Origin of the sequence: Virgibacillus sp. NKC19-3 (assembly GCF_019837165.1) — a bacterium.
Lineage (GTDB): Bacteria > Bacillota > Bacilli > Bacillales > Amphibacillaceae > Virgibacillus_L > Virgibacillus_L saliphilus.
In genome coordinates, this window is sequence record NZ_JAGYHC010000001.1 from 225,778 (window position 1) to 248,183 (window position 22,406).

General features: G+C 36.7%; 19 protein-coding genes and 1 pseudogene. 3 read left to right on the forward strand and 17 right to left on the reverse strand.

The genetic code is table 11. The features are described 5' to 3' along the window. Position 1: 1 nt before the first annotated feature. The 17 genes and pseudogenes from KFZ56_RS01190 to KFZ56_RS01265 form a co-directional block, all read right to left on the reverse strand. Positions 2 to 1,042, reverse strand: coding sequence for a bifunctional lytic transglycosylase/C40 family peptidase (locus tag KFZ56_RS01190; protein ID WP_222639585.1), 1,041 nt, complete (start codon positions 1,040 to 1,042; stop codon positions 2 to 4). Continuing rightward, positions 1,042 to 3,213 (reverse strand): CD3337/EF1877 family mobilome membrane protein, encoded by a 2,172-nt coding sequence (locus tag KFZ56_RS01195; RefSeq protein ID WP_222639588.1) that lies wholly within the window; start codon positions 3,211 to 3,213, stop codon positions 1,042 to 1,044. The genes KFZ56_RS01190 and KFZ56_RS01195 overlap by 1 nt, the downstream gene beginning before the upstream one ends. 4 nt (positions 3,214 to 3,217) lie before the next feature. Then, positions 3,218 to 5,590 (reverse strand): annotated as a pseudogene (gene tcpF, locus KFZ56_RS01200) (conjugal transfer ATPase TcpF); the annotation flags it as partial. A 102-nt stretch (positions 5,591 to 5,692) separates the two neighbouring features. After that, the gene (gene ltrA / locus KFZ56_RS01205) at positions 5,693 to 7,477 is read right to left on the reverse strand and encodes a group II intron reverse transcriptase/maturase (RefSeq protein ID WP_255584751.1); all 1,785 of its coding nucleotides are present in this window, start codon (positions 7,475 to 7,477) and stop codon (positions 5,693 to 5,695) included. An 834-nt stretch (positions 7,478 to 8,311) separates the two neighbouring features. Next, a complete protein-coding gene (locus tag KFZ56_RS01210) occupies positions 8,312 to 8,704 on the reverse strand; it encodes a conjugal transfer protein (RefSeq protein WP_222639593.1) in 393 nt (130 codons plus the stop codon). Between the two features lie 59 nt (positions 8,705 to 8,763). Then, the gene (locus tag KFZ56_RS01215) at positions 8,764 to 9,264 is read right to left on the reverse strand and encodes an antirestriction protein ArdA (RefSeq protein ID WP_222639596.1); all 501 of its coding nucleotides are present in this window, start codon (positions 9,262 to 9,264) and stop codon (positions 8,764 to 8,766) included. Between the two features lie 68 nt (positions 9,265 to 9,332). Continuing rightward, a complete protein-coding gene (locus KFZ56_RS01220; RefSeq protein ID WP_222639598.1) occupies positions 9,333 to 10,433 on the reverse strand; it encodes an AAA family ATPase in 1,101 nt (366 codons plus the stop codon). Further along, complete coding sequence (locus tag KFZ56_RS01225) at positions 10,426 to 11,199, reverse strand: DUF6414 family protein (RefSeq protein WP_222639601.1); 774 nt, start codon at positions 11,197 to 11,199, stop codon at positions 10,426 to 10,428. The genes KFZ56_RS01220 and KFZ56_RS01225 overlap by 8 nt, the downstream gene beginning before the upstream one ends. Before the next feature lie 81 nt (positions 11,200 to 11,280). Further along, positions 11,281 to 11,484, reverse strand: a complete 204-nt coding sequence (locus tag KFZ56_RS01230; protein ID WP_309228336.1) for a hypothetical protein — start codon at positions 11,482 to 11,484, stop codon at positions 11,281 to 11,283. 143 nt (positions 11,485 to 11,627) lie between these two features. Beyond that, entirely contained in the window at positions 11,628 to 12,848 is a 1,221-nt protein-coding gene (locus KFZ56_RS20150; RefSeq protein WP_255584753.1) for a group II intron reverse transcriptase, read from the reverse strand. A 16-nt stretch (positions 12,849 to 12,864) separates the two neighbouring features. Next, positions 12,865 to 13,533: a reverse transcriptase domain-containing protein gene (locus tag KFZ56_RS20155; RefSeq protein WP_255584755.1), complete on the reverse strand. Its 669-nt coding sequence runs from the start codon at positions 13,531 to 13,533 to the stop codon at positions 12,865 to 12,867. 747 nt (positions 13,534 to 14,280) lie between these two features. Then, complete coding sequence (mobT, locus tag KFZ56_RS01240; protein WP_375540661.1) at positions 14,281 to 15,498, reverse strand: MobT family relaxase; 1,218 nt, start codon at positions 15,496 to 15,498, stop codon at positions 14,281 to 14,283. Between the two features lie 215 nt (positions 15,499 to 15,713). Next, positions 15,714 to 17,051 carry an FtsK/SpoIIIE domain-containing protein gene (locus KFZ56_RS01245; protein WP_222639606.1) on the reverse strand — a complete coding sequence of 446 codons (1,338 nt, stop codon included), beginning with the start codon at positions 17,049 to 17,051 and terminating at the stop codon, positions 15,714 to 15,716. Between the two features lie 2 nt (positions 17,052 to 17,053). Next, on the reverse strand, positions 17,054 to 17,434 hold the full coding sequence (locus KFZ56_RS01250; protein ID WP_222639608.1) for a YdcP family protein: 381 nt from the start codon (positions 17,432 to 17,434) through the stop codon (positions 17,054 to 17,056). Between the two features lie 13 nt (positions 17,435 to 17,447). Next, complete coding sequence (locus tag KFZ56_RS01255) at positions 17,448 to 17,762, reverse strand: YdcP family protein (protein ID WP_222639610.1); 315 nt, start codon at positions 17,760 to 17,762, stop codon at positions 17,448 to 17,450. 96 nt (positions 17,763 to 17,858) lie between these two features. Then, positions 17,859 to 18,410 carry an MT-A70 family methyltransferase gene (locus KFZ56_RS01260; RefSeq protein ID WP_222639612.1) on the reverse strand — a complete coding sequence of 184 codons (552 nt, stop codon included), beginning with the start codon at positions 18,408 to 18,410 and terminating at the stop codon, positions 17,859 to 17,861. Between the two features lie 19 nt (positions 18,411 to 18,429). Continuing rightward, the gene (locus tag KFZ56_RS01265) at positions 18,430 to 18,624 is read right to left on the reverse strand and encodes a hypothetical protein (RefSeq protein ID WP_222644066.1); all 195 of its coding nucleotides are present in this window, start codon (positions 18,622 to 18,624) and stop codon (positions 18,430 to 18,432) included. Positions 18,625 to 19,686: 1,062 nt separating this feature from the next. Here KFZ56_RS01265 and KFZ56_RS01270 point away from each other — a divergent pair. Genes KFZ56_RS01270 through KFZ56_RS01280 form a run of 3 tightly spaced genes read left to right on the forward strand, consistent with a single transcriptional unit; the run spans position 19,687 to position 22,401 of the window. Then, on the forward strand, positions 19,687 to 21,603 hold the full coding sequence (locus KFZ56_RS01270; protein WP_222639614.1) for a BglG family transcription antiterminator: 1,917 nt from the start codon (positions 19,687 to 19,689) through the stop codon (positions 21,601 to 21,603). 2 nt (positions 21,604 to 21,605) lie between these two features. After that, the gene (locus tag KFZ56_RS01275) at positions 21,606 to 22,055 is read left to right on the forward strand and encodes a PTS sugar transporter subunit IIA (protein ID WP_222639618.1); all 450 of its coding nucleotides are present in this window, start codon (positions 21,606 to 21,608) and stop codon (positions 22,053 to 22,055) included. A gap of 31 nt (positions 22,056 to 22,086) precedes the next feature. Continuing rightward, positions 22,087 to 22,401: a PTS fructose transporter subunit IIB gene (locus KFZ56_RS01280; protein WP_222639619.1), complete on the forward strand. Its 315-nt coding sequence runs from the start codon at positions 22,087 to 22,089 to the stop codon at positions 22,399 to 22,401. Positions 22,402 to 22,406 lie beyond the last annotated feature (5 nt).

Sequence of the window (22,406 nt, forward strand, 5' to 3'; positions counted from 1 at the left end):
ACTAGTTTTTGATACGCCCTGCACCAATTAAATGTTCTTGCCAGTACGACGATGTCAAATTCGCATAACCAATCGGATCACCAGCCTGATACATCTGATTATCGCCAACGAATATACCAACGTGCGTCACATAATTTGCGGTATTATAAGTCGAATGAAAGAACACTAAATCACCAGGCTCTGCTTCGGATAATGGTATAGATTCTGTAGCGTCATATTGCTCTTGGGCGGTTCGGGGCAGTTCAATTCCCGCTTTTTGATAGACCCATCGGGTTAAACCGCTACAATCAAATGAGGTATTCGGATTATCACCGCCAAAAACGTAGGGGAATCCCTCGTACTTCAATGCTTCTTCCATCACCGCTTGAAATGTTTCGTCTCCGAAAGAAGGAGCTTCGCTGGAATCCGTCAGGTAAGGCTGCAATAAATCCACATAAAACATATTGCCAAACTGATAACGATAGCCCCCGTTTTTCTCGATGGCAATTGGATTAGAGTACGTCACTCTTTTTCCGTTCGCTTGCTCTCTCGCAAAACTTTCCGCTAATTCAAAGCTATAGGCATTTCCTTTATCGGCGACATAATCAATAAAACCGCCTCCATAGTTATAGGCTTGGAGAACGGTTTCGGTATCTACTCCTTTTTCCTCGGCTGCTTGGAATAACTCCGCAAGATATTTTGTGCCTTGTTCAATAGATTTTTCTGTACCTATCGAATTGGGAGATAAACCTAATGATTCGCTGCTCTGCATAACGTCCGTAGCATTTCCGCCACTTTCCACCTCCATAATCGCAAGTAAGATAGGAACATGTTCGCTAATATCATATTCCTGTGCATATTTCTCTACGGTTGGCTGATGAGCTAATACAGCTTCTGATAGTCCCGTATTGTTTAGGTTACTAGAAGAACTCATATCCATAGATGTATCAAAGTCGCCATCTTCATCCGATATAAAAATGGCGACAAAAGTGAGTAAACCTAGAAATAGTAAAAAGCCAACCCCTCCGACAATCAACGTAATTTTCGCTTTTAAAAACATCATCAGCGTTTCCTCCTAACTGCTTGGCGTTGACGGGCAGGCTTTTGTCGTTTCTTTGTCTGTTTTCGTGGAAGGGAAGGACGTTGGATAATCCGTTTTTCTTTGGACTGTAAGGTTTGTTTAGGCAGCTGATTAGAACTTGTTTTAGGGTGTAGTTTTTTCCTAGTGTTGGAAGCTGTATCAGGTTGTTTTGATTTTCTCTTTTGCTGGCTGTTGAATGCTTGAGGTCTTTCTTTTTGTACAGGTACTTGCTGTTTTGGCTGGTTGTTAGGAAGCATGTTGTCTTTCGGCTTGATTTGCTGTTTCTCTTTCGTCATCGGGGAGACAGACTTCTTTTGTACGATCTGTTTCTTGGAGTTATCCTGTTTCTTTGGCTGCTCTAATGCCTGTCGCCTTTCTGCAATAGTTTTTCGGTGTTTGCTTGTACGTTCCACATTTTCACGTTGCCGATTTTCTTTGGTTTGGGATATTCCTTGCTTAAAATTCTTTCCTGATTGTTTGATATTTTTCTTTCCTTGTGCGACAGCGTACTTTGCGGTTGTTGGTAAATCTTTGACTTGTTGTTTTCGGTGTTGAATGTTGGATCGTACACGATTTTTGGTGTCTAATACCTTTCCAGTCGATTGTCCGAGTTTCTGGCTAAACGATTTTTTCTCTCCATTGTTTGATTCCTTTGAATTCCGCCTGTTAGATGTTAACCTCTGTAACGGTCGTAGGGGAGAGAAGGATTGTTTTGCTTTTCCTGATGAACTCATCATTTTTCCGACTGCGGCCCCAGCGGTTGCTCCTGTTAAAGAACGTCCAATGGTACGCTGTAATCGGCGAGTGCTGCGGTGAGCAATTTGTCTAGGGCGACGCATAACACTCCGTCCCACTTGTTGACTGTCATTACTCTGTAAGTTGAACATACTCATAATGTCTCCGAGCTTTAGATAAATGCCTGCAAAGGTGACGATTTGCAGAAAGGCTATTAAGAAAAATGGATAGGTGCTGGTTAAGTTGTACAGCATGGAGGAAATACTGAAAGCAACGGTCATGACAAGCGTAATGCCAGCTCGTAACATGATGACGTTAAATAACTTCATAATGGCTTGTTTTGCCATATTTTCAAAGCTCGGAATCATGGACAATAAGAAGCTGATAGGCAGGAAAATCGCAAATACGATAAATAGTAATTGCGAGAAAATCATCATCCCAGATAACAGAAACACAAATATGGAAATCCCAATGTTAAAGAGGAATAAGAAAAAGACCATCCCTAGTCTGGTGGTGGTCTTGGTAATCGTTAAATTCTTATTATCTTGATCTTCAATTTCTGCTTTCACCACGTTTTCACGTGTTTTCCCATTTCGAGCGTCTGGACTGGTGGAAACCAATGTGTCTACCCGTTCTTCGCCAATGGCTTCTTTATCCGAGTTATCAAATTGCAATAACAGCCATGGCTGCTCAATCTGTATCGAAAAAAGATTGTTGCGTATCATATCGACACTATCTCCGCCTTGATTATCAGAGCTGGGCATAAGGATCTTACTTCCCAAATCAAGAGCTGCTTCGCTCACATCCGCCGAAAAATCATTAATCTTCGTGATGTAGGTTGGAGCGTAAGCAATAAAAGACGCTGATAAAATAAAGACGACTAAAAAGTTCATCACAGCCCGCATAGCTTTGGTGGTTTCTTGCTTTAATAAACCTGTATAGGCGACATAGATTCCAATGATTAAAATAAAGAGAAGCAAGAATCCGACATAAAAACCATCTTGACCAAATCCCTGTGACGTAATGCCAGCTAGGGTTTGCATGTTTTTTCCGATAGCGTCCGCTGTTTCTGAAATGAAGTCGAGAGAATAAGCCTGCTGCACCAAATAACCAGTAGCATTGGATAAATAGAGATTGATAATCCAAATAAAATTAGTAATCGTGTATAGCCCATACATGACCTGTTTTCCGATTCCATCATCCCAATTCCAAGGCAGCCAATCCCATCCCGAATCCACATAAAAATCTAACTGGTAATGATCGAGTGGATAAAGCGAATAAAGATTATCTTCGGAAACCGTATCATCGACCAAGCCAGCAGCTTGTGTAACTGTAAGCAGGGAAATAAACAATAAAAAAATGACCGCACTTAGAAGTACCGCCACCATAACGATCTTTTTCAATTTTCGTTTATCCATGTCATCACTGCCTTTCTGCGACAGGTGGGCGAGTGTCGAAAGCTTCAAATAAATCTTCAAAGACAGGGTGAACCTGAATAATTCCCACACGCCCGTATAAATCCTGCATGAGACATTGTCCGTTTTCTAGTTCTCGTAACCGTCTTTGATTCTCTTCATCTTCTGAATCGACACCAAAGAATTGCAGCGTTTTCTTAATTTCTGTCATATCTCTGGAACGGAAGGCAAACTTCACTCCAATATTATTTTTGAGCTTTTCATCGGTTAAATCGCTCGAATTTTGGGTAACAAAGTACACCCCAGCATTCATAGCACGCCCAGCCCGTACTAACTTATTAGAGAGTGTTTTTCCTTGTGCTATTTGCAGAAAAGCCCATGCCTCATCCAAGTCTACAATCTTAAAAATACTTCGATCTGAATGAATAAAATCTAAGGCAAACGTGGAAATAATAATCATCATGGCAACACTTAAAAGCTCTATTGTCGTGTATTCTTCAAAACTGGTTTCTGCGTCAGGTAAGACTAAATCTGCCACTTGTATAATATTGAGCTGTTTCTCTAAACTAATCGAGTTTTGAACTGTTCCATCTGAAAAGAGCAAATGAGCGAAATCATAATCGGTAAAACTTTCGATATGGTCAGCAATCGTGGCAGCAATTGGATTCGGATCACTTCTCAACTCCTGTATGACTAGAAGTAAGCCCCGTTCTTTCTGTTGTCCAACCGCACGAATTGCTTTGCGTAAAACAGGAAACTTGTCACCATCCCGACTAGATATACCTGTTAAAAAGGTGAGAATATCAATGGCTAGGCTCTCTGAATCCTTTTTGTTTTTCATAATAACGTAAGGGTCAAGTAATCCCTTGTTATCTTCCTCGCTTGTAAGATTAACAATATTAATTTCTTCGGCAATATCAGGCAAGGTTTCTTTCCAATTTCCTCGTTCTGATTTGGGGTCAACGATAAGTGTTTGACCACCATATAGCACCGCATAATAAACCAACAGATTATTAGAAAAGGATTTACCACCACCAAGCGAACCTAAGAAGGCAGAAGCTAACGCATTCGTGACAGAACCTTGTACCCCTTGACTGGCAAGGCTAGGATTGAGATAGACATTACGTCCTGTATCTAAATTGTAGCCAAAATAAATACCTTCCGTTTCGCCTAACATTTGTGTGGCACCAAACCCAAGTCCTGCAAGAAAATCAGAAGTTACATACTGGATATAATCGTTCATGTACCTTTTACTGGAAGGAATAAATTCACCATGAAGTCCTAACATATCGCCAAATGGGCGAACGAGTTTGACGTTTAAATCATCGTAAAAATCTTTGACCTCATTACATCGCTGTTTTAATTCATCTAAGTTGGAAGCAGAAACTCGAATGACATAGCTTAATTTATACATAGATTCCTTGCTTTGGTCGAGTACATCCTCTAATTCACTGACTTGTTCTAAGGCTTCTAATACATTGCTGCCTGTCTCATTATCGGATTCTGCCGCATGATTGTCTAAGTCTTGCAGCTCTTTCTTTTTATTTCTGACTGTTGATAGAGCCTTTTTATTGGTGACGATTTCTACTTGCATAGAGGTATCAATCGGAAAATCAAATTGTTGTTGCTGGTAATAGAAGATTTCATCACTAGGAAATTCCAAATCACCGACAATCGAATTAATCGTAAAGTAGGCAGCATATGTCGTTTGTTCTTCTTGATCCAATTTAATATAACGTTGACTTTCGGTAATTAAACAGCGAGTAGGTTTAATCAAATCAAATTGTTTCACATAGCTTTCTTTTTCGCCTTTTTCATAAGCAAGTTCATAGTTATAATCCTCAAAGGCAATACCTGTTTGTCCATGTAGATGTTCGATTAAATACCCCATGTCGTCTTTGGTGAGTGGGCGTACCTTAAAACGTTTAGCAATTTTATTTTGTAACAACGATTCCATTTTTAAAAAGCGTTCGATTTCAGCATGGGGCATGGAAACAAAATCACCCATGACATGATGATTCACGTCACGTATAAAACTGGATAGAGAGGATGTCACCGATTTTCCCATCGACTTGATACTGACTTCTTCTTCATTCAATAGTAGTTTAAAACCGATGAAGAAACGATAATCCACTTGATGTTCGCCCAGCATAGAGGTAAGTGCTTCTGTCTGATCGTCAATCCGTTCATAAGCGACTTCTTGCAGCCTGCCTGTCACTTGTTTTTTACTTCGTTCTTGTACAGTGCGAATACTGCTTTCCGTACTGATTTGTAAGGCATGTATTTTCCCGTCTTGATTTTGTGCAATCAGTTGCCGAAAGTGGTCATGCACCTGTATTTTTTCATCCTCTGAAAGAAAAGAATAGTTATAGGGCAACAGCTATACTGATAGGTAATCCTTTGAGGTTATCTCCAGATTTTCCCCCAGTTCACACCGTACGTGAGACTTTCACCTCATACGGCGTTCCAACAACAGTTATCTTTATAGGGTTATCTCTAAATTTTCTGCGAGTAGTCTTAAAGAATTAACTTTTCTCATACCGTTTTTATCAAGGGTAAGCTCGTTTAAATATTTATTGATTGTCTTTGATTGAGTAGCGTGAACCAATTTATGAACATTGGTTTGAAGCCAAACCAGATTGGAATATTCATCTGTCCCTCCTAAATGTATGGGTTGCTTGTGATGACATTCCATATTTCCTATCATCAAAGGGTTATTTGTGACAAAACATTTGCCTCTTTGACCAGCGATAAGGGAGATAGAGTTGTCTTTATACTCAACTGATTTATTATAGGATTTTTGTTTTAATAGATAATAGATTAAATGCCTATAACCGTTCAATTTGTCGTGAATGAGTAATCTTCCACGTTTGGTATAATTATTTATCTCCTGAGAAAATCTAGGCGGGGATAAATACTTACAGCCAAAAATAGGAAACAGGGCAATTCCTTTTATCCCTTTTGCTAGTGTATTGTAACTTCCATAGAGCTTCATATAGGTTTTTGATTTCTTTGGTATGATTGTTAATTGTGATTTAAGTCTGCATTCAAGGCTCTTATTGACAGAGTAATAAATTTCTTTGAAATCCTTATTGCACAGCGTGGCAGTTCTATAATAATTGTGCATGCCTAGTATCATGGCATTAAGCCGATTGGCTTCTTTTTCACTTGGATTTCGTTGAATAGATTTAACCTGCTCTTTGAGCGTTTTCTTCATTGTTTGTTTTGCTTTATCTGAGATATTACTTCTTGTGACGTATTTATTGCGTTTCTTTTTAACGTATAATTTGAAACCGAGAAACTCAGTCTTTCCTTTTCTCACATTGGTTATTTTAGATTTTTCAGGACTAATTTCTAGTCCTAATCTTTCTTGTAACCATTGCTTAGTGGCAATAAATATCTTTTGAGCTGTTTGATAATCTCTACAAAATAATTTAAAATCGTCCGCATATCGGACAAAGAAAAATTCTTTTAGATTTGTCGTTTTTAAAGCTCTTGATTTATTTTCCACGTTGCTATATTGGTGTCTTGGTTTAAAAGTTTCCCACTGATTGCTTAACCACCAATCTAATTCATTCAATACTACATTAGAAAGTAAGGGACTGATAATTCCCCCTTGCGGAGTTCCTTTTTCGGGAATACCTAATCCTTGTATTTCAGATTTTAGAATTTTCCTGATGATACTCAACAAGTTTTTATCTCTAATTCCAATCTGCCATAATTGCTTTGATAATTTCCCATGGTGGACATTGTCAAAGAATCCTTTAATGTCAATATCTACAACATAATGCAGTTGATTTTTCCACATAAGATAATTTACTCTAGCTATGGCATGACTAGTTGCTCTGTTAGGGCGAAAACCATAACTATGATTATGGAATTTGGCTTCACATATCGGTTCTAAAACTTGTTTGATACATTGCTGAATAATTCTATCGTCCATACAAGGGATACCAAGGGGTCTTGTTTTTCCATTTGGCTTTGGAATTTCGACTCTTCTTACGCTTTTTGGGAAATAGTTGGAAAGTTTATTTTGAAAATAGTATATAAACTTTTCTTGTCCCCAATTTTTGTAATAGGTAATATCTCGTCCGTCTGTTCCTTGCGTAGTTGATCCCTTATTAGTTTTGATGGTTCGGTAAGCTAGTAATATGTTTTTCTCAGAAGTAATTATTCGCATTAAATCACGAAAATAGTACTCATTACTGGCTTTTTCATGTAATTCATCAAATACGTCTTGTAAGTGGTAATACTCATTATTTCGCAAAATTTGTTTCTTCTTTAAGTTCCTACTGACAGTCAAGTCAACTAATCGCTTTCCACAGAAGCAACGCCTCTAATCATTAAAAGTTTTCGTTTCTTTTAGTCATACAAGAACCTTGAGTTATTTAGAGATAATTCTATTTAATAACTGTTGTCTAGTGGCTGTTACTCCATTCTCATTACAAGAACTTCATCGCTCGTGCCACCACTTTCACTAGAGTAAATGTAAGTTATAGTACAACTTTTCCTTACAAACACAACATCGGTCTGCTACCACTTTAATATTTGTGTCTCTAGCTTCCGACGTTCCAATAAATCTATCTGTACATATATCCGTAGGTGCTTGCTATGAGCCTGTATACTGGATAGTGCCTTTAACACTATAAGGTGTTTCATAATTACGAGTTTTACTCCACCTCACATACTTCACGAATGTGACCTACGCATTTCTACGTAATTGCCTTATAGACCCGTACATTCACAAGTTCGTCAGTTCCGTAAGAACATTCTCACCATAGATATTTTATAGACCCCCGGCATATAGGATACACAGACTACCTCTAGTCCGTTTTCGATTGTTACATAGCTTTCGGTACCTCTCTGCCGACTTCACCTAGCTTTACACAATAATTTAGTAGCAGTAATTATTGCATATAGGAGTATCAGGGGGAGCATTTCAAGACGTTACTCTATCATTCCACTCCTCGATTTATCAGTTCCCACAATAGTAATTGTGAGTTTCATTTCCTGCTTTTAGGCAGTTATAGAAAAACATCTCACACCATAGTACGCAAAACATTCACCGTCATGGTTAAATACTAAGTTATTTTCGATATATTTAATCGGATAACCCATATACTTCACTCCTTACAACAGTAATCGGTTCATTTACCATTTGTTTTTGAAGTTTTACTGCTTTGTCTGCATACGTCATTTTCGGTCTGAAATAATACGTTACTACCGATTTAAGAAAGCCATACGGTTTTTTTCCATCAAAGCTCTTTTTACTCATAAACCATGTTAGGAGTACAGGAACACCCACATATTTTAATAACGCACCGTCAATCAAAGAGAGTGGAGGGAGGTTTCCGAGTAACATAACCACCAAAAGTGATAACACAAACCAAGTCATTTGATTAAAGGTAATGGGAAAAGGCAGCCGAAAATCGTTAATCGCATAAATGACTTTCTCGACTGACCAAATGCGGGTATAGCTTTTTAATTTCTTCAATTCGATTCACCCTTTCCAAAGAAAGAAGCAGCCTGTTAGGAAACAAGCTGCCATCTTATTTATCTGACATATTCAAATACCCCATGATTGGTGACAAGAAAATTTGCTCCAATCTCAAGGTCACGACCATAGGCTTGATAATCAATATAATATTGTAGAAGAGCAGGGACTTCTCCAAGCGTTCCTGATTCTTCTATTAAATATCTTGCGACATCTTCCATACTGTCGCAATCTGGATAACAGATAATCTCATCTTGATTTTCTAGGACTTCTTCGACGCTGTTAAACCAATATCCCTGAATTTCGGAAAGAGCGTCATACAAGGGAGTTCCTTCGATTCCTTGTACCATCTCGCATAAGCGATTGATTTCAGATATTGGCGTGTACTCATGAATTTCAAATGGCAGCTCATAATCATGAATAGCTATTTCCTCATATTCTTCATTTAAGCCAATTCGTTCTTTTACTTCCTCCATATCAATAGGTGGCGTAAACCAAGCACCAACCAATTCGCCTTCATTGTATTTTCCTAGATTCGCTATATAGACTTGCATTTCCATTGATTATCACGTCCTTTTCTTAAAAAATGACATAAAAAAAGCAGGGAATCCTGCTTTTCAAATTGATATTATTTCTTTTCTACATTTTCTAATACAGCACTTAACGCAAATGTATCTTCAATAAGATGATGAATTTGCCTAACATTATCACATTCAATAAATTTTCCAAATAAACGATGTTCTACATCATCGCTTATTTTATTTTTATAAAGACTGGAGAGATTAGTATACAATTCTTTTCCGATTTTTTGTTTAGCTTCATTGCTTAAATCATCAAAATGAATTATTTTATCAAACCTGTTATATATAGGGCTTCCAAGATGTTCCTCAATTTCATTTAAATTATTGTAGTTTGAGGTACAGATAATTATTGCCTTATCTAAGTTTAAATAATAATTTTGATCTTCGTAAATTCCTTCATCAAATAATTGATAAAATGCACTGTGGAATGAAGGATGAGCTTTGTCAAACTCGTCTAGTAAAAGTACATTTGATTCTCTATCTAATAAATCTTTAGCAAAACTCTTTTCATAATGTGCTCCTCCAAATAAATAAGTAGCAAATTGGTTATTTTGATACATTGAGAATTGCTTCCGAAATAGAGGTTCACCTATTACTTTTGAAATAAATTTTGCAGTTTCTGTCTTACCAATTCCAGATTTACCGTACATTAGTATCACTACAGGTTTTTTTCTGCCTTCTAATGTTATTGGAAAAAGAGATTGTAGTAAATTTAACTTTACATTTTCCTGACCAATGATTTTAGTATCATATTCAGAATTAATTTCTATCAAGTTATCCAAAGTAATAGCAGAATAATCTTGATATTCAATTTTTGTCTCTGGATATAATCGTATAATTTGATCACTAATTTGTAAGGGAGGATTATGCAAATAGATATTTTGAGTATCGAATTTCCCTAAAAAGTTGTTAAAGTTAATTATTACGTGCTCTCTTACCCCTGCATATTCATCTGAAGTGACCACAAAATTTTCAACAAACAAACGATCTTCTTCACTACTTTCTTCGCTCACTCCTGGAATAAAAATAACATGTTTGTTTCTATCCTTATCAGTTTCATATACCACATCTGTCAATGTTCTATAACTTTCTGGAATTACTTTATCAAATTCATTTTTTGATCCATAATAAATTATAATACTATTCACTCGTAACACCTGCCAGCACTATATCATATACATTTAGTAAATCTTCTCTCGATTCTTGTTTATTTCCTGTAACTATCTCTGTAGCGTTGGGAGGTTTATTCTCAACATTATCAATTTCAAATTCTTTTTCCATAGATAACTGCTCTTTTGTACATGTCCCAACTTTTACACCATAATAAGATAAATTCATTTTTGATAAATCTGCTAAACTATAATTATTTTTAAATGCTTTAATATTGAATCTTAAAACACATTTTGAATTTGCTTCTCCATTCAAAAGCATTTGATAATAGCCTCTCTCTCCTAATAGAGCATTGTTTAATTGTTCTAAATCAATAGGAATGTCTTCTTTAGGAACAATGTTTAAATAGGAACTATACATCCTGTACATTGTTATGGAGTCAGGTGGAGCATGAACGCCACTTTCATGAAATTGATGTACATTATAATCTTTGCTAGCTAATTCTATATAGTCAGTAAGCAAGGTGTTAGTTAATGTACTTTCAATTAAGTTTGTTGTTCTAGAGTCATAACTTACGTTTGCTTGACCAGATAAAGAAGCCTTAATTGCAGAAAACCAATTAATTCCCCCTTTAGCTTGAGCATCTATTTCAGCCATTAGTTTAGCAAGCTTTTCTTTATTTTCTGTAGTGCTCCAATCAATTTCACCACCATTTTGAATAGTAATATAATCTGTGGCAGATATTTCATCAAAGTAAATAATTTTAATCATTTTTCTTTGTTTATTTGGTTTCTTTCTAGACATACTTTCCCCCCTAAATTATAACCATATAATTAAATATTATATCATTAATCAAAGGGCTATCTTCTTAAAAAAATAGATATTCTAAGCTCCTATAATTCGATTGAAAAGATTTAATAGCACATCTTTTACTCCTGCTGCATTAAAGACTAATCCGACAGCTACCAATGCAATAATGAGGAATCCAATTAATTTGGAAAACTCTCGTTTGAATCCTAAATAAATCCCAATCACCACAATTGCCATTAACACTAAGGATTGTGCATTGTCCAAAAACCAGTTATATATGAATAGGTAAACCTCTGATAGTGAACTCTATCTCGGGTTTTTCCCCTCATCCACACGAAGCGTGCGACTTTCACCGCACTTCGCGTTCCATCGAATATTGTTAATTTGTATTTATGCAGTGAACCTATTAAAGAAAGTTTTTATCATTCTATTTGGAAATTATCCGCAAGGATTCTAAATTTATTTAAGCGACTTATCTGTTGGCTATTTAGCTTTAATATTTTAAGATATTTACTGATAGTTTCATTATCTTTGGCATGTATCAGACGATGAATGATGTCAGATACAAGGATAAGATTATTGTATTTATCTGTGCCACCAAGAGATTTTGGTTTAACATGATGACAGTGTATTTCAGATAAAACAGTAAATTCTCTATGCGTGATAGCACACTTTCCATACTGGGCTGAGAAGAGTGAAATCCGATTATCAGCGTATTCCACTGACCTTCCAAATAGAGGCTGTTCCATTAATTGAATCATTAGCTTCGTACTAATCTTCAAATTATCGTGCAAGCCTATTCTGCCCTCTGGAGTGTAGGAGTTTATGGTAAATTTTCTAGCCGTAGGCTTTTTATGTTGTATATAACCTACTGGATAGATTGGTTCACCAACCCCAGCCAAATAGCGTATCATTCTTGATTTCCCATATCGTGTTTTTTCTTTTGAAGTAAGAGGACGACCAGTTTTTCGTAGTCGACCCTTTTTATCTGCACGCAATCGACTTGTTAAAGTCGTCATGACTGCTCGATTAAGAATGGCACAATCAAGATTGACATTCGTGGCAATACGGTAATAGTTATGCATACCGAGCACCATCGAATTGTATAACCTTGTTTCTTCAAGTTCTGTTCTCCCTGATGGAGGTTTCGCTATTCGTTTGGCTTGTTTTACCAATTTCTTTTTCTGCTTAGCCAATTGTTTGTCGCTAATACTGGCTTTAGAAACCCACTTTTTCCGTTTTGGATACATTTTAAATTTGAAACCCAAAAATTCCATGTATCGACGTTTAACATTCACAATTCTAGTTTTCTCTTGGGATATTTCCAGTTTAAGTCGCTCTTTTAACCATTTTGTTATGGCTATTTTTGTTCTTTCAGCACTAGATTTTGTACGACAGAAGACTCTAAAATCATCTGCATAGCGAATCATGTACCTTTCTTTTAGATTCGTCTTTTTCATTTCCTTATAAGCGTTACTTTTACAGAGGCTTCCACTTTTGTTGTAGTGCTTAACGTAGTTTTCGGTTACAGGATGTTCTTGCCATTGGCTGGCTACCCAGTGGTCTAATTCGTTAAGAACAACATTTGCTAAAAGTGGAGATATAATTCCGCCCTGTTGCACGCCTTCCTTAGGGAACTCCATGTTCCCATTGGGAAATTTAATCGGTGTACAGCACTATCTGCTTAATCAAATAGAGAAGTTGCTTATCTCTAATACCTAATGACCATAATTGTTTGATTAGTTTTGAGTGGTTAACCTTGTCAAAGAAACTTTTTATATCAAATTCAATGACATAGTGTAAGTTACTCAATTGTAATCGGCTATAAGTGACTTTGATGGCATGTTCCACTGAACGATTCGGTCTAAAACCATAGCTGTTTTCACTAAATTTCGCTTCACAAATCGGCTCAAGAACTTGCTTCATACATTGCTGGATTAATCTATCCCATATACAGGGAATCCCTAAAGGTCTAGTTTCCCCATTTGGCTTAGGAATGTTTTTACGTCTTACAGGTTTCGGTCGATATCCATGTTGACTACCTTCAACGATGAATCTTAACTTAGATATCATTTCATCAGGAGCAAGGTTCCCGATATCCAAGATAGTCGCTTTATCTGTGCCAGGTGTTTTACTTCCTGCATTAGCTTTGATGTTTCTATATGCAAGCAGAATATTTTCTCTTTTTAAGATTAAATCCATTAGATGATTAAATTCTTGGCTTTCCTTACTCTTTGCATAAAGTTCATCAAAGTGTTTTTGCATTTCGTAATACTCGGCATGTCGAAGGTCGTCTACACATAGTATCTTTTCTTTCTTTTTCGGCATAAGGTATCACTCCTTTCCATGAGGGATGAGTGACGCTTTTTGTCATACTCGAAATCCTTATAGTGACTGCATAATACTCATAAACGTTATCCGACTTGAGACCATTCCTCCACTTCCATTACAGAAGTTTCATAGGTTCAATCTCTACTTTTCAGCACCAGTTCAACTGCTTATTATTCTTCGTCAGTTTATTTCCGTTTGGAAACCTGATACCTTTCCTCGTTCCGATAATTCTATCTATTCATCTATATCCTTAGGTTTCTGCTATGAGCCTGTTAGCGAGATATCGCCTGTAACGATATATGGCATTTCATAACCTATATTCTTACTTTGCCACACTAACCACGATTACTCGTGCCAATACATTTCTGTAAGGGAGCAAATTTAGACCCGTACATTCGCAGATTCGTCAGTTTTTTATTAAACATTCTAACCATAGATATTTTATAGACCCCCGGCCTGTAGGATATACCGCCCACCTCTGAACAGATTTCGTCAGCATGCATAGGCTTTCTGTTACGATATCTCTCAGCCGCCTTTACCGAACTTCAAACATTCTAAGTTTCCTTATACAATGCTTGTCGGAGGCTCAGGGCAGGCATTTCAGAGCGTTACCTCTTCATTCTACCTGTCGAATTATCAGTTCTCCTGATAAAAGATTTTCGTTCTTTTATTAGTGCCTTAGCTTTTCACTAAGGAACGAGTCGTACACAAATTTTGTCCAAAATTCATGTGCGTAACTCCTTTCTATACTTCATCTTTAAAAATTTGAATCACATCTTCGGTTGTTATCGCCTGCTGCATAAGCAATTTCTGATGACGTTCTGTTAAGGTTGCCTGATTTAACATATCCTTCATGATAGTTGTTTGATTGACTTCATCCAGCTTCGTTGCGAGTTTCCAAGTGGGGGCTACCTGTTTTGCCAGCCACCGTAATGTTTTATCAAAGGTATAGGGTTCTGGCTTTGTGGTTAACGATATTTTTCGATTTTCTCCTAAATCTAAGAAACGCTGCCATGCTGCATTTACTTTCCAACTGCTGCGACGTTTTTTCACATCCTTGTCAACAAAACGAATATAACGATTGATAATCGAAAAAGCGGTGCGTCCAGCGTCCTCAAAGCTCATTAAATCAACAATCGCATGATAGGCACGATCATTTTTCAATCGGATTTCTAAGCGATTTTTCACGTCTGTATCTTCCAATGAAATACCATATTTAACGAATTGCTCATAATTCTTTTCGTAGATACAAAAATAAACGTCACTTTTCAGAGAACCGATATACAGGGAGTTTCCCATGTCTGGCTTATCTTCACCATGTACCAAGTCACCAGAACGATAGCTTTTAAAACTGCGGAAAACAGAAATACATTCCTCGTTATGACATTTCTTTGTGAGAAAGGGAATATCTAATATGCCTGTCTTATCATTAATTGCAAGGTCAATACGTTTAAAGACACCACCAACTCGAAAGACATCAACAAAGAAATCAAACCATGTTCGCTGTTGGGCGAGTAGAAAATTTTCAAATTGACGACATCCTTTTCCTTTCAGTTCGAGTAAGCAGCCTTTATCCTCGTCAGGTGAAACCATAACTACAATATCGCCAAAAACGTATTGTTCCATATAGGAGTAAAAAGCATAATGCTCGTGTAACATGTATTCCATTTTGAGCTGTAAAATATCTTCAATGACTGGCACAGGGTCAGTGGTGATAAATCGGATTCGCACATAATCAAATAAAATTTCTAAAGGAGCTTCTGGATTAAATTGTTCCAGCACTTCAAACAAAGCATTTTGTAGTGAATCAGAAGGCGTTACTTTTCCTGTCTCGATTTCACTTACATATTGTCTTGCAATGCCAACGTGTATCGCCAGCTTATTTTGTGATACACCATATTCTAATCGTTTTTCTTTTAATTCTTGATACCAAGGCGTATGATTCATTTGCATTCCTCCCAACGCAAAAAAGATGTCAACTAGGAACTAAAAGCTGACATCTTTCGAATGTGTTCCAAACCCTTGTGCTATCAGGCGTTCATGGGTTTTTGAAACAGTTTCTTATTGTTTTTCTACCCCCCTGTTAGAAACGGGGGGTTAAGGCGTGGCTAAAGCCACGCAAGGCTTAGCCCAGCACAGCGACTTTCGCTTCGCACGTCGCTGCACTGGGCAGCCTTTTAGCTAGATAATTTACCAATTTCTTTTAAAAAGTCATGTCCTTTTGGTACTAGGGGAGTATAAAATTCAGAGATCACACTATCCCCTTTATCGACATATCCACGTCCTTTGATGGGCTTTAGGAAAAACTGTTTTTGTACGTCTGACCCAAAAACCATCCCGTAACCTAGCTCTGACATGCGTCCTAAAGCAACTCTGAAATTAAAGTTATCCCGAATCCCGTCTCCGAGATATTTTGCGTCTGGTCGTTGACATGCAAGTATCAAAAAGAAACCCGCTTGTCGTCCCAACATAACGATTTGTTTCAGCTTACTCATGACTTTAACACTATCCTTCCCAATCATTTCCATGAACGAGGTGTACTCGTCAAAGATTAAAAAACGAGCAGGCAAGCCTAGATAGGCATAGTTTTCACCTGTCTTGTAGTTCGGCATGTTTTTCATTTCTTCATTGCGTGTCATCATGTCCTCATAAAATTGGTCAATACAAGCTGTCATATCTTCCTGTTTGTAATAGACATCGGGCATGACAGCAGATAAGTCCGCTAAATCAGCATTTTTCGGATCTAATATATAGAGTTTTGCGTCTGTTTTGAGTAGAGCTTCAATCAGTGTAAGAATAAAATAACTTTTTCCTCCGCCTGTGCCGCCAGCGATGAGCATATGCGGCAGCTTATCATATTCCCAATAGAAGGATTCCATGAGTTTTAAGCTGCCATCCTGTGCGATAACCTCGTCAATGGAAATGCGGTTGGCAATCATATCATAGAAAAGCGTATACTCCACGTAGGAATCACGTAATTCTTTCGATATTAATTCACAATACAAACCGCTTTCTAACTTGGTTTCCAAGTTTAGTAATGGTTCTTGAAATTTACCGAGCGTAATTTCCGCCTGAATATACAACAATCCTTTTTCAAAACGATAATAGATTTTAGGAAAGTGGCTGATTTTCTCCTTTGCTTTATCAGAAGGGATGTCTTTAAAGAAACTTTCTTTGGTGACTTGTTTTGTTTCATACCAGCCATTTTCTAAAACCATTTTTGCGAGTTTTTGACGGTGAATGACCTGTTTCAAGTGATCATAACGATAACGGTAATAAACAAAGGCACAAGCTACTGTTAAAACGAGACTGATAAGCAGCGTCACTAATCCATAGGTGCTAATAAAATGTGCTTGAAATGTATCAAGCTGCCATGATGTAGAAACAAAAAAGGATAGATGAAAAGGCGTAAAAAAGAGAAGCCATATTCCAAATAACCGAGTAAATACAAATTGAAAAACGAGGGAAGCGTCTTTTTCTTTAATCCGTTTCCCTCGTCTTTTAAGAAGTTCCATCTTTATTTATCCTTATCAGCTGGTTTATTTACGGACTTATCACCAACTGGTGCGGTTTTTCCTTTTAACATCAAATCATCTGCCTTGATAAACCAATCGACATCCGCACCACGAAAAGTGGCGTTCGCAACGGTATCTGCCACAGGATTAACCATTTCGACCTCTGCATTATAATCAAATTCCTTTAAAGGAATAGAAGCTGGAATACTAACTTGAATCATCCGACCTTGTTCTTTTGATTTTAAATCATAAGTTCGTTCTTTGACTTCAGTTGATACCGTACCATCCTCATTTTGAAGAAAAACTTCCCTTCTTAATGCCGAAAACTTCAATAATCCAAAAGTTTTTTCCTTATCAATAATAATACCTTGTGCTAATCTCATGTGTGATTCCTCCTTATGCTTTGACAATATCGTCAGCATGTAATTTATAGTTTGTAAATCCACGATCTCCGATTTTATAGCCTTCTGCGGTAATACGTGCATTGACTAATTTTACGCTATCCTCATGTTCAAAGAATTTTTCCCCAGCTTCGTTAGGGAGAACGACCTCAATATCATCTGCCCGCTGTATGTCTGAGTAGAGATTGTAGCTGCGAGATAGGGTTGTCATCCTTCCATTAATCCGTCGTTGTTCGACTTTGCCTTCTCCTGCATATTCTAAGTTTCCAAATGTTTTTTCCATATTGGGAATCACATATTTTAATTCCATGATACAGACCTCTTTTCTTGTTTTTATTTTACGTATTATTTATATAGAAGAAACACAACCAAAAAGGGAGGGGAACGGGAGCGAAAACTAAATATATTATTCATCCCGACTCAAATGTTCTAAAGAAATTGAGTTTTCTACTTCATTTCCCCAAGTATCCCATCCATCGGTGCATTGCCTAGCAAATAATTCAATACGTGGTAAATCGCCCATTAACTCTACAATTTTATCTCTAGCTATATCTGGCTTTTTACTGTGTCCTTCCAGTGGACTAACAATTAGTTGGTGAACCTTTTTTGACACTCTTTTCGGACGTCCCTTTACAGCAAGTAAACAAATTTCAGCATTTGAACGTGTCCAGTGTCCTAAACCAAAGAAAAAGCCATTACCAGACTTATTTTGTTTCACCCAAACAAAAGCAACAGTTTTAAATGTAAATCCCCATGCTGCCATGACTTTTAAGGCTTCTCCTAACATTGGAAAAGTCGCCCATAAAAATAAAACACTATCATTATGAGAGATAGTGTCGATAGGTAAATTACATATATCATTAATATTCATTGTTCGATAATGATTTTCTGCGACGCCTTGTCCTTTACTCTGGCGATACTGCCAAGGTGGATCGGCATAAATAATAGGATAGTTCATGTTTTCACTCCCAACTGGTTTATGCGTCTTGAAAACGATAATCTACACGTCCATAAATCACACACCAAAACACGATCATAGTTTCCTCATTTTTATCACGTATCAATTTCCCATAAGGAAAAAAAGGGTAATCTTTTACTTCAATCTCATTTAAAACAAAATTGTCATCAATCCAATCCATAACTTTTTGTTCATAAATTTTATCTTCTGCCAATGGAAATCACGCTCACTTTCATAAATAGGTATACAAAAACGCCATCCGTCGGAAAAATACCGTTCAAATGGCGTTATAAAAAGTGTATTCATTCACTGCCTTATCAACTGTTTTTTTGGTGTTAATTGGTGACAAACTTCTCCATTTCAGCCCTTTTTCATCCATATTCTTCCTAATAGATGGAAGATAGAATATTGATACAATAGGATTTTCATGGTTTGAGAAGTATAAAATATACTGGGATTTGTTCTCAAAGCGTTAAGAAACCTTATATACCAAGAATTTACCCTCTTTGCTATACGGAGCAGAGAGGGTTTTTTCATGTCCGAATTTGGAATTGAATACGCGACCTAAAAATTCATGTACTTCTCGAACATCTCCGCTGTTTTCTCCTTCATTTCATCGTCCACGCTAACCACGCGTCGGGAGGCCTTTGTTTTCGATATCTGAAGCTGCTTTTTGCCGTTCGAGTGAATCAATGTCTTTTTTAAGCTGATCGACTTATTGTAGAAGTCCACATCCGACCAATGCAGGACATACAGTTCACCTTTGCGCGCTCCTGTGAAGGCGAGTAGCCGAAACATGGTATAAGCCATGTCATCGTGGACTTTGTATTAATCGGTCTACCATTTTGCTTCAGTTTTCATAAAATCGCGTACCACGGTTGATGTGCGAACAATTAGGTCATCTACCACTAATGTTTGTCCGATGATTCATCAGAAGCTAAGAAAAGTACTGCATTCGTAATATCTATTGGTGCTCTATTTCTACCTTTCCCCCTAATACTCAAGCCGTTTATGCCCCGATTTCAGAACTTGCTTCTGCTACTTTTGCTGATAATCTAGCTATATTTAAATAATCTCTCTCTTAATTGGATATGAAATCTTTGGACAAATTGTTACAAGCACTGAATTTTTAAACTACAAATGTCTCCCCACCAACAATCATAATTGTTTCGATTTACCCACCTAAAAATTGCATTATTATAATTGAACAAAATTCTATATGACGAAAAGAATTACCAATATATAATAAGATTGTATTCAAAGGGAGGGAGTGAAGATGGTAAAGGCTTTGAATGCGAAACACAAAAAAATTATTCAATTTGTTTTAGATAAGAAACTTACAACCTATGATGAATTGGCGCATCTGTTGAACCAATCTAAAAGGACAATTGCAAAAGATATTGATGAAGTTAATAGGGTGACTCAAGGGATTGGTGTTAAAGTTGTTGCAAAGCAGAATAAGGGTGTTTACCTAGAAGGAAATACACAGGAACTTGGTAACTTTCTTGGCGATATAAAAACGTATAACTTGAACTTAAAAGAAGATAGGGTAATATACGTATATTCTAGATTCTTGTCAGCATCCCATCATTTAAAAGTTCAAGAACTTGCAGATGAATTATATGTTAGCAGGTCAACTTTGGAAATCACACTAAAAGAAGTGAGGAGAAAGTTCTCGGAACTTGGCTATCATATTGAAAATAGTAAGGATGGAATGAAACTGCAGGCAAGTGAAAAGGAACGAAGGTATTTGATGTCTAGTTTGATTAATTACTATTGGGGAGGATTATCACGTCTGGACGATAAAGAGGAAGAATTAATGAATCAATTAAAGGCATCACCCGATCTGGGAAACGTACTAAACACTAGTATCCTGCACAAAGTTATATCGATATTAAATGTTTTTTTATCAAATAGCAATCTTACTTGTACAGATTATGAATACAAATCATTAGTGATACATTTAACAATTGCTTTAGACCGGATAAGGAAAAACAAATTCCTGGATTCTCACAGAAGTAAAATTCATCTGTTTGAAAACACTGTGATTCTGGTTGAACTAATTGAAAAGGATTTTGCAATAACTATTCCGCAGTATGAAAGGGAATACATTAATAATCATATTATGGCAATCGAAATAAATGTGCCAAATAACAAAAATAGGAATGACGTAAGTATTGGTACGAATCTTAATTTAAATGAGATTCTATTGAATGGGCTAGGGTATCTTGACTTAGATAAAGAGCTGCTAAGAAGTTTAACATTGCATTTAGATGCTGCGATTAAAAGACTTCAATTGGGTTTAAGTATTCATAATCCATACACTGAGAAAATAAAGTTGTCCTTTCCGAGGGCATTTGATGATGCTGCGTCACTAGCACCCATTATTGAGAAAACTTATGATATTCACCTGAATGATGATGAAATAGCCTTTATCGCCTTACACATTGAGGCTTTTTTTGAAAGATGTCCTGACATAAAACGGAAAAAGGATGTAGTACTAGTTTGCAGTAGTGGATTGGGAACATCTAAATTATTGGAGCAAAGGATTAAGGATAATTTTTTAAATGATCTAAATGTAACACGTGTCCTATCTGTAAAAGATTTAGAACAGGCTAATATCACGGAAGACTCGATTATCAGTACAATCCCTCTACGTAATACAGATGTACCAGTAGTTGTTGTAAGTCCAATGCTAGATACCAATGATTTAAATTTCATTAAAAAAGAATTGCACTTAAAACCATTGGGAAATCAAAAAGAGGCATTCCTAAGTTGCCTAGAGGATGATTTGCTATTTGTTGAAAGTGGTAAGGATTGCAAAAATAAAGTTCTTAATTATATTTGTGACACTTTGCTACAGAAAGGATATGCAAAAGAAGGTATTTTTGAAAGCGCCCTAAACAGAGAAGAAATATCATCTACGGCAATGGGGAACTTTGCGATGCCACATGTGAAGATTGATTATATATCAGAGCCAAGAATTTCAATTTATGTGAACAAAGATGGGATTAATTGGGACAGTGAATTGGTTAACGTTGTATTCTTTTTTGCTCTGAATAAGGACGTCAAGCCAATCATCAACGGGATTTATGAGTTCTTCAATCATGTTATATCGGATGAAAATATGTTAAGGGGATTAGCTTTAGTAAATGACGGGCAAGAAATAGTTCGATTGTTAGAGAAGGTGTGATGATGAAGTTAGATAATAGGGTCCATAAAAAAAATATTATATTAAACTTACAAGCTTCTACTAGGGATGAGGTCATTAAACTACTATCCGAACGGTTATTGGAAAATGGATTTATCCGAGATTCGGATCAATTTATAGGTGACGTTAACGAAAGGGAATCGCAAATGTCTACAGGAATTGGTAGAGGGCTGGCAATTCCGCATGGAAAAAGTGAATCTGTGCTTGAATCCACTGTAGTATTTGCTAAAACGAATAATCACATTGAATGGGGATCACTAGATAAAGAGCCAGTAAATATCATATTTCTATTGGCAATTGCAAAGCAGGATGAAAACGATGAGCATCTTAGGTTACTAGCGGATATATCCGGAAAATTAATGGAAGATGACTTTGTTAATGCAATTAGAAATGCAGATTCAGTGGAGGAAATTAAAAAGTTATTAACAGTTTAATTGGAATAATAACATGAAAGGGATGATTACAATGACAAAAATTGTTGCTGTTACAGCATGCATAACCGGTGTCGCACATACTTTTATGGCGAAATCCAATTTGGAAAAGTATGCAAAAAAAGAAGGATATGATATCAAGGTTGAGACGCAAGGTGGAATGGGAGTAGAAAACCGTTTATCGCAAAGTGAAGTCGATGATGCTGATGTTGTTATCTTAGCGGCAGATACAAAAGTAGTAGATAAAGAACGCTTTGATAGTAAAAAAATTGTACAAGTTGGTACATCTGAAGTGGTGAAAAATGGTAAAAAAGTTATTGAGGATGCAATAAACAAGGTAGAGGTGTGAAAATA

Coding starts and splice junctions, on each gene's coding strand:
- KFZ56_RS01190 (WP_222639585.1), bottom strand. CDS start 1,042: ATGATGTTTTTAAAAGCGAAAATTACGTTGATTGTCGGAGGGGTTGGC.
- KFZ56_RS01195 (WP_222639588.1), bottom strand. CDS start 3,213: ATGGATAAACGAAAATTGAAAAAGATCGTTATGGTGGCGGTACTTCTA.
- KFZ56_RS01215 (WP_222639596.1), bottom strand. CDS start 9,264: ATGGAAATGCAAGTCTATATAGCGAATCTAGGAAAATACAATGAAGGC.
- KFZ56_RS01225 (WP_222639601.1), bottom strand. CDS start 11,199: ATGTCTAGAAAGAAACCAAATAAACAAAGAAAAATGATTAAAATTATT.
- KFZ56_RS20150 (WP_255584753.1), bottom strand. CDS start 12,848: ATGGAGTTCCCTAAGGAAGGCGTGCAACAGGGCGGAATTATATCTCCA.
- KFZ56_RS20155 (WP_255584755.1), bottom strand. CDS start 13,533: ATGCCGAAAAAGAAAGAAAAGATACTATGTGTAGACGACCTTCGACAT.
- KFZ56_RS01245 (WP_222639606.1), bottom strand. CDS start 17,051: ATGGAACTTCTTAAAAGACGAGGGAAACGGATTAAAGAAAAAGACGCT.
- KFZ56_RS01250 (WP_222639608.1), bottom strand. CDS start 17,434: ATGAGATTAGCACAAGGTATTATTATTGATAAGGAAAAAACTTTTGGA.
- KFZ56_RS01255 (WP_222639610.1), bottom strand. CDS start 17,762: ATGGAATTAAAATATGTGATTCCCAATATGGAAAAAACATTTGGAAAC.
- KFZ56_RS01260 (WP_222639612.1), bottom strand. CDS start 18,410: ATGAACTATCCTATTATTTATGCCGATCCACCTTGGCAGTATCGCCAG.
- KFZ56_RS01270 (WP_222639614.1), top strand. CDS start 19,687: ATGGTAAAGGCTTTGAATGCGAAACACAAAAAAATTATTCAATTTGTT.
- KFZ56_RS01275 (WP_222639618.1), top strand. CDS start 21,606: ATGAAGTTAGATAATAGGGTCCATAAAAAAAATATTATATTAAACTTA.
- KFZ56_RS01280 (WP_222639619.1), top strand. CDS start 22,087: ATGACAAAAATTGTTGCTGTTACAGCATGCATAACCGGTGTCGCACAT.